17 protein-coding genes and 1 pseudogene are annotated in these 12,464 nt (G+C 67.2%); 10 read left to right on the plus strand and 8 right to left on the minus strand.

Annotation, left to right across the window (positions count from 1 at the left end; translation table 11 throughout):
* Nucleotides 1–56 precede the first annotated feature (56 nt).
* Complete coding sequence (locus ACWGB8_RS35425; protein WP_452217786.1) at nucleotides 57–830, minus strand: GntR family transcriptional regulator; 774 nt, start codon at nucleotides 828–830, stop codon at nucleotides 57–59.
* 336 nt (nucleotides 831–1,166) lie between these two features.
* Here ACWGB8_RS35425 and ACWGB8_RS35430 point away from each other — a divergent pair, with 336 nt between their 5' ends.
* The 6 genes from ACWGB8_RS35430 to ACWGB8_RS35455 all read left to right on the plus strand — a co-directional run bounded on the left by ACWGB8_RS35430 (nucleotide 1,167) and on the right by ACWGB8_RS35455 (nucleotide 5,752).
* On the plus strand, nucleotides 1,167–1,970 hold the full coding sequence (locus ACWGB8_RS35430; RefSeq protein WP_452217772.1) for an exodeoxyribonuclease III: 804 nt from the start codon (nucleotides 1,167–1,169) through the stop codon (nucleotides 1,968–1,970).
* 377 nt (nucleotides 1,971–2,347) lie between these two features.
* On the plus strand, nucleotides 2,348–2,725 hold the full coding sequence (locus tag ACWGB8_RS35435; protein ID WP_452217787.1) for a helix-turn-helix transcriptional regulator: 378 nt from the start codon (nucleotides 2,348–2,350) through the stop codon (nucleotides 2,723–2,725).
* Nucleotides 2,726–2,829: 104 nt separating this feature from the next.
* Nucleotides 2,830–3,174, plus strand: coding sequence for a hypothetical protein (locus ACWGB8_RS35440; protein ID WP_452217773.1), 345 nt, complete (start codon nucleotides 2,830–2,832; stop codon nucleotides 3,172–3,174).
* Between the two features lie 530 nt (nucleotides 3,175–3,704).
* Nucleotides 3,705–3,977: a transcriptional regulator gene (locus ACWGB8_RS35445; RefSeq protein ID WP_452217774.1), complete on the plus strand. Its 273-nt coding sequence runs from the start codon at nucleotides 3,705–3,707 to the stop codon at nucleotides 3,975–3,977.
* Between the two features lie 689 nt (nucleotides 3,978–4,666).
* Entirely contained in the window at nucleotides 4,667–4,900 is a 234-nt protein-coding gene (locus tag ACWGB8_RS35450) for a hypothetical protein (RefSeq protein ID WP_452217775.1), read from the plus strand.
* 111 nt (nucleotides 4,901–5,011) lie between these two features.
* Complete coding sequence (locus ACWGB8_RS35455) at nucleotides 5,012–5,752, plus strand: DUF6875 domain-containing protein (protein ID WP_452217776.1); 741 nt, start codon at nucleotides 5,012–5,014, stop codon at nucleotides 5,750–5,752.
* A 166-nt stretch (nucleotides 5,753–5,918) separates the two neighbouring features.
* Here ACWGB8_RS35455 and ACWGB8_RS35460 read toward each other — a convergent pair whose 3' ends face one another.
* Complete coding sequence (locus tag ACWGB8_RS35460; protein ID WP_452217777.1) at nucleotides 5,919–6,068, minus strand: hypothetical protein; 150 nt, start codon at nucleotides 6,066–6,068, stop codon at nucleotides 5,919–5,921.
* 508 nt (nucleotides 6,069–6,576) lie between these two features.
* On the opposite strand from ACWGB8_RS35460, the pseudogene ACWGB8_RS35465 reads away from it, so the two are divergent.
* Both ACWGB8_RS35465 and ACWGB8_RS35470 read left to right on the plus strand, forming a co-directional pair.
* Nucleotides 6,577–6,750 (plus strand): annotated as a pseudogene (locus ACWGB8_RS35465) (DUF4442 domain-containing protein); the annotation flags it as partial.
* A 43-nt stretch (nucleotides 6,751–6,793) separates the two neighbouring features.
* Complete coding sequence (locus ACWGB8_RS35470) at nucleotides 6,794–7,018, plus strand: hypothetical protein (RefSeq protein ID WP_452217788.1); 225 nt, start codon at nucleotides 6,794–6,796, stop codon at nucleotides 7,016–7,018.
* A gap of 74 nt (nucleotides 7,019–7,092) precedes the next feature.
* Here the strand turns inward: ACWGB8_RS35470 and ACWGB8_RS35475 are convergent, their stop codons facing one another.
* The 6 genes from ACWGB8_RS35475 to ACWGB8_RS35500 all read right to left on the minus strand — a co-directional run bounded on the left by ACWGB8_RS35475 (nucleotide 7,093) and on the right by ACWGB8_RS35500 (nucleotide 11,015).
* On the minus strand, nucleotides 7,093–7,380 hold the full coding sequence (locus tag ACWGB8_RS35475) for a DUF6087 family protein (protein ID WP_452217778.1): 288 nt from the start codon (nucleotides 7,378–7,380) through the stop codon (nucleotides 7,093–7,095).
* A 24-nt stretch (nucleotides 7,381–7,404) separates the two neighbouring features.
* Nucleotides 7,405–8,475, minus strand: coding sequence for a methyltransferase domain-containing protein (locus tag ACWGB8_RS35480; RefSeq protein ID WP_452217779.1), 1,071 nt, complete (start codon nucleotides 8,473–8,475; stop codon nucleotides 7,405–7,407).
* A complete protein-coding gene (gene tgmB / locus ACWGB8_RS35485) occupies nucleotides 8,472–9,449 on the minus strand; it encodes an ATP-grasp ribosomal peptide maturase (RefSeq protein ID WP_452217780.1) in 978 nt (325 codons plus the stop codon). Before tgmB ends, ACWGB8_RS35480 begins: the two co-directional genes overlap by 4 nt.
* A gap of 3 nt (nucleotides 9,450–9,452) precedes the next feature.
* The gene (gene tgmA / locus ACWGB8_RS35490) at nucleotides 9,453–9,716 is read right to left on the minus strand and encodes a putative ATP-grasp-modified RiPP (protein WP_452217781.1); all 264 of its coding nucleotides are present in this window, start codon (nucleotides 9,714–9,716) and stop codon (nucleotides 9,453–9,455) included.
* Between the two features lie 524 nt (nucleotides 9,717–10,240).
* Nucleotides 10,241–10,498, minus strand: coding sequence for a hypothetical protein (locus ACWGB8_RS35495; RefSeq protein ID WP_452217782.1), 258 nt, complete (start codon nucleotides 10,496–10,498; stop codon nucleotides 10,241–10,243).
* Between the two features lie 262 nt (nucleotides 10,499–10,760).
* Nucleotides 10,761–11,015 carry a hypothetical protein gene (locus tag ACWGB8_RS35500; protein WP_452217783.1) on the minus strand — a complete coding sequence of 85 codons (255 nt, stop codon included), beginning with the start codon at nucleotides 11,013–11,015 and terminating at the stop codon, nucleotides 10,761–10,763.
* Nucleotides 11,016–11,153: 138 nt separating this feature from the next.
* Between ACWGB8_RS35500 and ACWGB8_RS35505 the strand changes: the two genes are divergently transcribed.
* Complete coding sequence (locus tag ACWGB8_RS35505) at nucleotides 11,154–11,984, plus strand: helix-turn-helix domain-containing protein (protein WP_452217784.1); 831 nt, start codon at nucleotides 11,154–11,156, stop codon at nucleotides 11,982–11,984.
* A complete protein-coding gene (locus ACWGB8_RS35510) occupies nucleotides 11,981–12,193 on the plus strand; it encodes a DUF397 domain-containing protein (RefSeq protein WP_452217785.1) in 213 nt (70 codons plus the stop codon). Before ACWGB8_RS35505 ends, ACWGB8_RS35510 begins: the two co-directional genes overlap by 4 nt.
* Nucleotides 12,194–12,464: the final 271 nt, after the last annotated feature.

The raw sequence follows: 12,464 nt of genomic DNA on the forward strand, positions 1-12,464 counted from the left end.
CCCGGGCACTCGGTGAGTGCCCGGGCCTTCGCGCGAGGGTTTTCGGGGGGTGGTCCTCAGGAGGCGGTGCGCACCGCGGCGTCGGCCGCGACCGGGGTGACCTCGACCAGGCCGGTCTCGCCGAACGTCAGCTTGCAGGTGTCGGCCCGGTAGGTGGAGACGGCGAGGGCGACCAGGCGCCCGGCCGCAGCGTACTGGGTGGTCATCACCAGGACCGGCGAGCCCGGCGGGCGCTCCAGCAGGGCGGCCACGTCGGCCTCCGCGACGCCCAGCTCCACCGAGCGGGACTCGCCGTCGACCTCCAGGCGCTCCAGCTGGCGCAGCACCGAGCGGGCGCGGTCGCTCTCGGCCCGGAAGCCGGGCAGGTGCGGCAGCGCGGCGGCGGGGACGTGCAGGGACTCGGTCGCCATGTTGACGCCCTGGACCATCCGCACCCGGCGGACGGTGTGCACGGTCGCACCCTCCTTGACGCCCAGGCTCGCGGCGAGCCGCGCGGGGGCCGGGGAGGTGGTGCAGTCGACGGTGCGCCAGGACTGGCTGCGGCCGACGCCGGGCCAGCCCTCCTCGTTCCGGTTGACCGGCACGCCGACCCGGGGCGCGGCGACCAGGGTGCCGATGCCTCGCCGGCGGACCAGGCGGCCCTCCAGCTCCAGCTGGTCGAGCGCCTGGCGCAGGGTGGCCCGGGCGACGCCGAAGCGGGCGGAGAGCTCGCGCTCGTTGGGGAGCACCTCTCCGGTGGAGAACTCGGTGTCGATGGCACGGAGCAGCACCGTGCGCAGGTGCCAGTACTTCGGTTCCGGTACGGCCGTGAGCTGTCCTGTCGTCCCCACCAGGTCCTCCACCCTGACTCCTGCGCCGGTCGGACCGGTCGGCCCTTCGGCACCCTGCCGACAAGAGAGGGCGGATCCGGCTCCGCTGTCCGCTGTCGCGGCAGGTGGGAGAGCGGGGCTTTATCCGTCCTTCTTTATTAAAGGTCTTTGCAGTAAGTGACCCTAGGGGCTGGATCGGGAGATGGTCAAGACCAATGGCAGCGCCCGACCGCATTCTCGCCCAGTTTCATGCCGCGTTCACGTCAGACGAGTGATCCCCGTGCGACACCGCCCGCCCGTGGCACCATGGTTCGCGTCCTGCCCGCCTCCCCGGCCCCGGCTCGGTAGGCTGCCCGGGTGATCGTGGTGACGAGTGTGAACGTGAACGGCATCCGGGCGGCGGCGAAGAAGGGCTTCGTCGAGTGGCTGGCCGCCACCGGGGCCGATGTGGTCTGCCTGCAGGAAGTGCGCTCCGAGGAGCACCAGCTGCCGCCGGAGCTGCGCGACCTGGACGGCTGGCACGCCGTCTGGGCGCCGGCCGCCGCCAAGGGCCGGGCCGGTGTGGCCGTCCTGTCCCGTCGACAGCCTTCGCGCACGGCGGTCGGATTCGGCTCGGATGAATTCGACAATTCGGGCAGGTATGTAGAAATCGACCTGCCCGGACTGACGGTCGCCAGCCTCTACCTCCCCTCCGGCGAAGCCGGCACCGAACGACAGGAGGAGAAGGAGCGCTTCATGGCCGAGTTCCTTCCCCACCTCCGCCGCCTGCGCGCCCGCGCCGAGGCCGAGGGCCGGGAGGCCGTGGTCTGCGGCGACTGGAACATCGCCCACCGCGCCGAGGACCTCAAGAACTGGAAGGCCAACCAGAAGTCCGCCGGCTTCCTCCCCGAGGAGCGCGCCTGGCTCACCGAACTCTACGGCGACGCCGGCTGGGTCGACGTCGTCCGTGCCCTCCACCCCGACCGCACCGGCCCCTACACCTGGTGGTCCTACCGCGGCCGCGCCTTCGACAACGACACCGGCTGGCGAATCGACCTGCAGTGTACAACTCCGGGCCTCGCCGCGAAGGCGGTCGAGGCCACCGTCGAGCGCGCTGCCACGCACGCCGAACGCTGGTCCGACCACGCCCCGGTGACCGTGCACTACGACCGGGACTTCTGATTCGGATCGCCAGGCCAGCCGCCTTGGTCAGCGTCATGTGCACGCAGTTCGGCTGGCCCGGTTCAGCTCGTACGTCAGCACGACGGCCCGGCCCAGGCAACGAACTCCGGGCCGGGCCCGTCGGCCTGCCGTCACGCACATGCCCGACCGGGCCACCCGTGGCAGGTGGTTGCCTGATACCCAAAGGCGTGCCGGCGCCGCGATGTGTCAGGTAGGGATCAGGAAGACTAGCGCGAGCGAATCGTTGCTGAAGTGTCGAGAATCGGGCTACTCCGAAGGGACACAACCTTCATCTCTCACGCAACATCGCGTCAGTTGGTTCTTCGTGCAACGAACCCACCTCCAGGTTCAGGACACACGCAACCGGTCAAGATCACCTGACCAACCACGCGCGGGTGCTGGCCGTGATCGCCCGCGACCCCGGGACCCGCTTGCGGGACATCGCCGCCGTGTGCCGGCTAACCGAGCGCGCCGTCCAGGCCGTTGTCGGCGACCTGGAGCGCGAAGGCTACCTCACCCACACCCGCGACGGGCGCCGCAACCGCTACCGCATCGCTCCCAACACCCACCTGCGCCACCCCGCCGAGGGCGGCCTGCCCGTCGAAGCCCTCCTTACCCTCCTCGCCGACCCCGCCATCACCCTCGACGCAGATACCCCCGCCGACACGCAGCGCTCCGACCTGCGGCAGGTCGACGGGCACGCAGATTTCGGCTCCCGTTCCCACTCCCCCACGGGCCAGGCCGCTGCCCCGTAGCCGCCGACAGGCCTGGCTCGGAGCGCAACGCGCGCCGCATCGGTCGGTCCGGTCGGCGCAACGCAGCCGCACACGTGCGGCTGCCCGGTCGTAGCGTCGTGCGTATGACGACCGACGAGACGGCAGCGGTGGTGGGGGTGCGTCCGGCGTGCGAGGTGTTCGCCGCGCTGGAGGAGCTCTCCATGCGGCGCCGGCCGTGGACGGACTACGAGCAGGGCATGCTGCACGCCTACCGGTGGGCGGTGGGCACCCAGGACCTGGCACCCGCCACAGCCGCCCAGGCCGTGGGAGCGGTGGGGCCCTGCCGGGCGCAGCTGCTCGCGGAGTGCCAGGCCACGGCGGTGCAGATCCGGATGGGTGCGGGCTGGAGCGTGGCGGACGCTGACCGGATGCTGGGCGCTTTCGCGGTCCTGGCCTGGCTGTGCGGGCACCATGACGACCGGCCCTGACAGCACGGCGATGCCCCGCCTCTCTGCGAGAACGGCGCGACGGCTTCCGGTGCATTTCAGTGACCGGAAGGCCCTGGCCGCGGCGGCTGGATGACGGTCCGGACCGGCGTCGGCTCACCGTCCGCGCCAAGTCCGGAGACGACGACGGGCCTGGCGCGGACGGTGCCCGGCTCTCGCCCTCCCCCGCTGCCGTGTGACGGTCCGCCCCCGGCTGCCAGGGGGCGGACGGCATCACGGCGTCCTGCGGCGCGGCTGATCGCGTCCTCCGTCTCAAGCCTTGGCTGTGCGGAGCTTGCCTGGGTAGGCGTGCGGCGTGGACGAGCAGGAGGTGCCGCGGCCGGAGGCCGGGGATCTGCTGGCCGGGGGGCACGGGCACAAGGCGCAGTGAGGCGAGGCGGTCTGGCCACAGCCCACCGCAGCGGCAGCTGCAGCCATGTACGCACTCGCTGTGCGACGCAGCCGGGGGGCCGTCCAGCAGGGACGGCAGGGCAGCGCTCGATCCCGTCCTGCAGCACCCGACGAGGCTGACCGTGCTGGCCTTCCTCTCCGGCTGCATCGAGGCCGAGTTCTCCGTCGTGCGCGACTACTGCAAGGTGTCCGACTCGGTGCTCAGCAAGGCTGCCGCCGCCCTGGAGGCGGCCGGCCACATCAAGGTGAAGAAGGGGTACGTGGGCAAGCGCCCGCGCACCTGGCTGGCTGCCACCCGGCCCGGACGGGACGTTCTCGCAGCCCATCTGGCGGCGCTTCAGCAGCTCGCCTCAAACGCGAGAGAGGCCGGGTCCGCGTCCGCAGAGTCGGGCTGAGGGCGTGGAATGCCGCCCGGGACCGGGCCGGAACGTGGCAGACGCGGGCCGGATGCTGGACGCTTTCGCAGCCCTGGCCTGGCTGTGCGGGCATCTCAACGACCGACCCTGACACCCGGCCCGCCCACCGGTCCGGGCTGGTCCTACCTGTGCAGAGCGAGCCCATCGGGCGCGGGCGTGGACGCCATGATGGTGCACAGGGGGATCGCCAAGTAGAGGTGCTCCCACAGCCTGCGCACGGCGTCGGCCAGGGGTTCGTTCTCGAGGCTGGTGCAGCCCGCGCACGGCCCGGCCCACAGCGGCGGCGCCAGTCTGCTGCCGCGTTCCTGTGGAGGGTCGGGCAAGGAGGACCGCGAGGGTGTCGGCGCGCTAGCCCGGGCGCCGCCGACCAGATGGCCGGAAAGCCAGGCCCAACCAGGCGACCTGGCCGTTGTCCCAGTACGAAAGCTTCTTCGCGCGCAGCGCGTCCCATGAGGCCAGCGACGCTGGGATATCGAATCGGTGTACAGAGCGCTACTAAAAGCGACCTAGAAGCTCAACCAAACGCGCTCTGCCTGGCGCCCCAAAAGAAACGGTCAACCAAAACTTGACTGCGCGCCAGGCATGCTTTGAGCGATACTGGAGAAGAAGCGTCTTCAAGGCTCGACAGCCCCCACTCGCGGCAGATACCCAGAGTTATGAGCGCTCACATGACCCATCACACACGTAGGCATGAATCCGAAGATCCCACCGAAGTCCAGGCGGCGCCAACCATGGATGATGGGGTGGCAGTTGCAGAGGCCATCCGCCGCGAAGCGCAGCGCCTAGTAGGCAATCATCCTGACCGGATGGAGCGCGTTTACGAACTGCTCGGAAATACCCAAAAGCGACTGATCGACAGCGGGCAGTCAGATATTGCCGAAGCGCTCAGCCTTGAGCCCTGACCAAACTCCGAATCACCCTTACGACTTGGAGGCGCACTCGACGCCCGCAGCCTCCATCGACTGACGGACTTGCGGCGCGCTTTCGAGCATGCATCCACCACAAGGATTGCCATGCGCACCCCGCCCATCCCACAGGAATTAGGCCTGCTATCTCGAGCCGATGTGGATAGCCTTCCGAGCGACCACCCTCTACGGGTATCACTTCAGTGGATCGAGGGCTTCGTCGCCAAGCCGCACCCCAAACTCGGAAGAAGTGGCGTCGTCTGCCCATTCATTCCAGGCGCACTTAAGAAGGACACCATTTGGTTCGCCCTTCCGAGCGGCCCGATTTACCTACCTGGAGACATAAAGGACATTATCGAACACTACCGAGGGGTCTTCGAGAAGATCCACCCTCAATCCAGGCCGGAATCTTACTTCAAGACAATCGTTGTAGCCTTCCCTGGAGTTGGCCCAGGCAGAGCAGGACGCTTCATCGACGATGTTCAGGCTGACCTCAAACCACACTTCATTGCCCGCGGACTCATGCTTGGAGAGTTTCACTCAAACAATACTGTGAAAGGGTCCTACAACGCAACATTCTATCCACTCAGGAGTCCATTTCCACTTCTTGCGATCCGCAGGATGGTTCCACAGGACAGGTCTTTCCTGACCGGGGAGAAGGTGCCCGAATCGAAGCGGGTCGTTTGGCTCAAGGCTTACGTCGACGAGCTTCAACACATGCCTGGCCAAGAGCATAAAGCATGGGCTATTGAACTCAAAGAACTCCTGGACAACCTGCTTGAAGAGGGAGCCTCAGAGCGGGGCGACGAAGAGGGGGAGGAGATTCGGAATCACGACGAGGCTGCGTAATACCTTACAAGCTGGTGTGGGATTGCATGGTGGCACAGCGGGCCTAAGCTGAGATCGTGTCTGCGGCAGTTCAGACTCTTTTGCTGCCGCGCACTCTCTCGGGTTGTGTATTTAAGCGGCTCCTCACAACCCAGGGTGTAGTCGTGAAGTCGCCGGTTTCCAGCCATCATGACCCGGATGTGGCGCGCGTCGGGCGTACCAGCCCGACCGGCGTGGCGAGGAGGACCAGCAGGCCGGCTGCGGCGGCCGGCCAGAAGTCGAAGAGGCTGGTGAACGGTCCGGTGGTCAGCAGCAGGGTGCGGTGCGCGCAGACCACGCGGCACCACTCGTTGGTGGCGTCGATCTTGCCGCGCGGCGAAGGCGCTCGCCGCGCTGGACCGGCCGCTGCTGGTCTGGATCCAGAACCCGGAGTACAACGAGTTCGACTCGGCCGACTTCTGCGCCGGGCACCGGGGACCGGGGACAAGCTGTCGGAGAGCGGATCACCAAGTTGCCGGTGCGCCAGTCGTAGCGGATGGAGCGGGTCTGGACCCCTGACGAGGAGAGCAGCGAGGCGCACGACGCGGCGCACGAGAAGGCCGCGGTGACGATCCACGGGCAGGTCCGAGGGACCTGGACGCCTACGCCACGATCGCCTACGAGATGACAGGCTGGCCTCCACCAGGACGGCGAGGATGACTTCGACGACGGGGACGACCAGGGCAAGGTGACCGGCGAACTGGACCTCGCTCTGGATTGGGCCCGCGCCGTGGTGTGCATCCGCCAGCAGTCCCCGCCCTGGCCGGTCCGCGACGTCCTGCTCGACAACGAGCTCGACAACCGGCACTGTCGAATACGAGACCAACCTCCTTGCGCCCGCCTCCGGCGACCACCTCGAAGCGATCGGCACCGCCTTGAAGTCCGGCGTCTGCCAGCTGGAGGTCTACGGCGTCCAGGCCGACGGCACCAGGAGACTCCTCGCCAACGGTCAGCAGACCCTGATCCGCGTGAACAGGCCTGCCGATTGCGCCCCCAGCGGTCCAGTCCGGGCCAAGGTCATTTTTGCCCACCATCGCCGTCCTCGTCCCCCTCCGGGGTGTCCGCGTCGCGCAGCGGGCGCAGGGCGCCGGCGGCCGGGACGCTGTAGCGGCCGAGCAGATTCAGGTAGCGGTGCTTGAGCGCGGAGCACTGCTCCTCCGAACCTTCGGAGACTGGAACCCGAGCGCGAACCTGATGGCCGGCCGGCCCTCGGCGTGCAAGACGCGCGGCACGGTCAACTGGGATTGAGTGGAGCAAGCTGGATCGCATGAGGTGCCAAAGTCCCCTCTCCCGTTCTGGAGAGGGGACTTCCACGACGAGGGCTAGCGGTGCCGGCCGGCGCGCAGCTTCCGTGTTGCCAGCGGAACGCCGCGAACGACGCCATCGCCTTCGATGCCGTGAACAATCCGTTGAGCAACTGCGAAGTTCGGTGCCAGGGCTTCAGGGACCCACTGGTAGCCGTCCCACCGGAGGATTGCGCGGGGGCGGTCCTGGTGGAGATGCACCGGGGCGTTCTCGTGGTCGATCGTGACAGCTTTCAACTGGCCGACCGGGCGTAGGCGTGCTGCCCGGCGTGCGGCCCATTGAGCCAGCGGCTCTTCGTTCTCCACTTCGTGCCCCTCTCGTCCCGTCCTTCAGGCTACCGGCGTCGGAAGGTCCCAGCCGATGGCTTCCGTCTTCCACCATGCACGTTGGCGTCCGGCGCTCACCGTGATCCCGAAGTCCGTACGGGCCGACGGGGCCGCGAACTGGTCGGCCAGTTGCTCGACAACGTCCCAGAGGCGGCGTGGTCCGGCCTGGCGAACGGACCCAGCAAGGCTGGCCGTCGCAGCCGACCCGTCCGGGGTCCAGATTCCGACGCCGGCCACCTGACCGTCGGTGGCGTCCCACGTGCAGCTCCGGTAGCCCGGCGCTGCGAGCGACAAGGGGAACTCCAGCCGCTTCAGCACCTCAGCAACAGGAACCGTCGTGGTGGTCGGCTTCTCCATGGCCAGCAGCTCGAACTGCGGGCGCACGCGGGAGGACCTCCGTGCCATGAAGTACGCGCCCTGTGCCAGAAACCGCCCAGTGGCTCGACCGTTGTCGACCGTGACCTTCGCCAACCCCCATCCGATCGGGACGATCATCACGGCGCCATCAGCGGCCTGGTGGAGCCAGGCCGGCGGAATCGATTGCATGCCGCAGGTGGCAATGATCCGATCGAACGGGGCCTTCGACGACACCCCCAGTGCGCCGTCCCCGGTGTGGATCGATGGCCTGTACCCCGCGGACTCAAGCCGCCAAGCGGCGTCGGTTGTCAGTTCGGGGTCGACATCCACGGTCGTTACGTTGCCTTCACCGAGAACGTGGGACAGGAGAGCCGCGTTGTAGCCGGTGCCGGTCCCGACTTCGAGGACACGGCCTCCTGCCTGGACATCCAGAGCGTCCAGCATCGACAGCATCAGCCCCGGTTCGCTTGACGACGACGAGGGCTCCAGCTCCCGAAGCTGGGTCGTGAGAGCCCGATTCGCGTATGCGCTCCTGAGATAGCCGGGATCGGAGGGCGTGACCACCGCCCACTGCCCAGTGTTGTCCTGCTCGTAGAACCTTGGGACGAACAGGTGGCGAGGTACGAGGCGGACGGCATCCGTCCACTGTCGGCCGTGACCAGCAGCGGCCAGTTCATCAGCGAGAAGGGCCCGCAAGGCCTCAGCGTCGATGGTCATGTCACCGCTCCTTGCAGCAGGGAGGCGTGTGCCTCGGCGATCGGCAGTCCGGTGGACGCTGAGATGAACTGCCACTGTCCGGCGGGATTGCATTCGAAGAACACCCACTCGCCACCAGGCGTTACAGCGAAATCGAGCGCCCCGTAGTTGAGTTGGTACGTGGCCATGAATCGTCGCACACTGTCCGCAACGACATCGGGGATCTCGACCGACTCGTACTCCAGTGCGTCGTAGTCGCTCCTCCAGTCCACCAGAGAGGCAGCACTGCGCGCGTGAATGGCGACCGGGAACATCTCGTCGCCCACGACGGTCAACCGCACTTCGAACCTCTTGGGTACCCACTCCTGAAGCATGTGCGCCGTCAACTCGATCGACTCGTCGAGCTCGGATGCCTCGAATCGACGGGTGGGAAGCATCATGGAGCGGCCGTCCAGTGTGATGGCCCCGGCGGTAACCGGCTTGACGATCAGCGGCCCGCCGATCGACTCGGCCCACCGCTTCGCGCGGGGCAGGCTGTTCGTCACAAGGGTCCGGGGGACCCGCAGGCCGGAAGCGGTCGCCGTGACGAGCTGGCCCGGCTTGTGTGCAGACGCCCGATACACGTCGGGATGGTGCATCCACACGGTAGGCAGCGAACCCAGGACCTGCACCATGCCGATGAGCGCCTGCCCCTGCGACCATTCCCGGTAGGCGGGGTCGACCTCAGCGCTGACTGCGGGCAGGCCGGGCCGCCTGTAGTAGACGGCCCGGACCTCCTCCAACCGCACAGCGCGGGCGCTGGTGACCAGTTCCCCGGACCATCCCGGAGCCTGGCCGTCGTGCTCGGCGACCAGGTCAAGGTGTTGGGGGAAATCAGCCAGGTCGAACCGCATCACGGGTACGCTCCGCTCGCGCAGGGCATCCACAACCAGATCTGCGGTGGGGTCCATGTCCTCAGCGACGACGAGGACATGCCCGCTCTGTGCGCCAGGCATGGGCTACGCCACCTCGTCCCCGGGGAAAGCGTAGGGGTCGGGGCCCTCGTCGGCCGGACCGTTGGAGTCGTTGTTGGTTCCGGTGCTGGAGCCGGCCACCGGGGTGTGGGCCCAGAGGCTACCGTCGACGTTCATCACGTTGACCTGGCGCTCCGGGTCGTAGGTGAACTCGGAGGGGTCGATGCGGACCGTGTACGGGGGCTGGACGGCGCGCGCGCCGAACGGCACCGTCGCGCCCTCCGTGCGGTCCAGGGTCTGGTTGGACATCTGTGCTGTGCTCCTTTCATGCAATCTGATGGTGCAGTGGTGGTGCAGACCTCCCGGGTCGGGTGTTGTCGTCCGACCCGGGAGGGGACTTGGAGGCGCCAGCCGGATTGACTGGGTCAGGAGACCGGCGCCGCTACCCCCAGCCGACCGGCATGCCTACGAGTGCTGGGCGGCAGCATCGTTACGTCGGAGGGCATGGACCGCATGTAGGCCAGCGGGTGTTCGTCGGGTGGTGAGTCAAAGTCACGTGTGCCCACTGCTGGGCGCCCTCGGGCAGGTATTCCCACCGCCCGGTTCGGAAGGCATCCCACTGTCCGTTGGTCAGCAGGGCCTCACCGAGGTCCATGAGGTACTCGGCTTGAACGTCGGCCACACGAGCACCTGCGGCCAGGATCGCGGAGGCGACCCGGGCAAAGGTCCCGGCCGCCGCGTGCCCGGTCAGGCTGTTCTCGGTCCGGGGGTTCTGGAACCAGAACTCTGCGCGCCACTCGCTGGCGAACCAGGTTGCGAGACCGGTCAACAGGTCAGCTCCAATCCGGGGTTCGAACAGGTAGAACTGCCTGCATGGCCATGCGGTGCACGTGGGCCACGAAGGCTTCGTGGTGACGCTCGCAGGCCGGCATGCTGACCAGCGCGCCTGCGGCGTTCAGGTAGTAGAGAGCGGGTGCAACCACCGTGTGGCGCCCCTTGCAGGGGGCGCAACGACCGAGGCGGTACTGGCTTGCCGGCGGAATGCGTGTCACCAAGTCGTCCTCCGGCGGAGGATGTTGCTCGGTGGTCACGTGAGCCATCCGGGCCGGGTGGCGGGCTCCACCGACCCGTGCTCCGCATTGCCGATCGCCCAACCGTCAGGGCGACTCCACCATGCGTCGTCGGGTGCCCGGTCGCCGAACGAGCGATCACTGGTCCACTCAACGGGTCGGTTGCCTTGAGCCAAGGAGTCGGGTTGTGCCCACCGTTCGCGGCTCACGCGTTCCACTGCCGCAAGGCCGCCAACGGCAACCGACCCGATCGGAAGTGCGGCAAGCAGCAGTGTTGCAGCGCTCACGACGACTCCTCGTGCAGCAGTCGGCGGTACGGCCGGCCACTGGTCCCGGGGGCGATCTCTCGCGGCTCGCACAACTCCAGGTCCCGAGCGCTGGTTGTCCACTCCAGGCCGCCGCCGAGCGGCCTCAAGTAAGCCACGCCAAAGAGGAGTTCCATGAACACGCCTTTGCGCGGCCGGCCGTTCAGAAGGTGTCCACGGTCCCGCACCACCTCGTGCAGCTCGGGCAGTACAGGTCTCTGACTCTCAGACATGGGGGCTCTCCGTAGGTAGCGCTTCGCTCTCGGCGTCTCACCTGGTGTAGCCATCGTGGCGTGCGTCACCTACAATCGGAAGCCTTTCCCACTTGACAGTTGCCACGGTGGGATTCGATCCGAGGCGAAGGTCTGATCATGCGCGAGACACAGCTGGACCCGTCTGCGTCGCCGCTTGCTGCATTCGGCGCACAACTCCGCAGGTCACGACAGACTACCGGGCTGACTCAAGCCGAGTTGGGCAAGCGCACTCAGTTGAGTGACAGTCAGATCTCCAACCTCGAACGGGGTACGCGCAGTCCCACACTTGACTGGGTTCGTAGCGCAGATCGCGTCCTTCAGACCGGCGAGACGTTGGAGTTGACCTACTGGACCCTCAACGGCTCATCCCTTCTACCGGGGTACCCCGAGTATGTGACCAAGGAGCGGGAAGCCCTGGTCGTACGGCTGTTTGAACTCGGCGTCATCCCTGGTCTGATCCAGACCCGCGAGTATGCCGAGGCCCTGGAGGCCGGGGCCGTTGCGCGCGGCAGCGTTACGGCTGAACAGGGAGCCGAGTGCGTTCGACTGCTCCTTGACCGCCAGAAGCGGATCAGCCGAGATCCAGCCCCGTTGGTTCACGTCATTCTCGACGAGAGCTGCCTGAGGACATCCGTGGGCGGAGAAGCCACCATGGCTGCCCAGTTGGAGCACATCGAGGGTTTGGCGCTTCGGCCCAACTACGTAGTGCAGGTTGCTCCGTACGACCTGGGTGCGCTGCGGCCCTTCATGCGCTCCATGTCGCTCCTCTACCTTGGCGACGGTACTGCGCTCGGGTACACCGAGACCCATCAACGCGGCTACCTGGAGAGCGACCGGGCCACCGTGTCAACCTGGGCGAGGGAATACGATTTGCTCCAGGTTGAGGCGTTGTCTCAGGTGGCATCGCTCAAATTGATCAGCAAGGTGCGAAGGGACTCTTCAGCATGAGCGAGCACGTTGACCTGACCGGCACTTCCTGGGTCAAGAGCAGCTACAGCGGCAACGGTGGCCAGTGCGTGGAGGTAGCACCCGGCTTTCCGGGCCTCATGCCCGTACGTGACTCCAAGGACCCCCAGGGGCCCGCCCTGATCTTCACTGCCGACGCCTTTGCGGCCTTCGTGGACAGCGTGAAGGCCGGCCACTTCGGTGAGGTCTGATCGAACGTCATGGCCCCTGTTCGCGGGAACAGGGGCCATAGCCGCGCGCAACCCAGCGGCAACTGCACGCTGAGGGTTCACGTGATCAAGGTCGCTCGAACTGGGCTTCAGGTCGAGCGCCTTGTGTGTGCTACGTTCCGTGGTCCAACCGTACACAGGTGACCCCGGCGGTGCGCTACTGACTTCGGCGCTTCGAGGTGATTGGCCTGTTTGTGTAGCTGACTGACGGTCTTTTGCGCGCTATTCCGTTGGTATGCGCTATGCGGATGGG

This window comes from Kitasatospora sp. NPDC054939 (assembly GCF_053610105.1).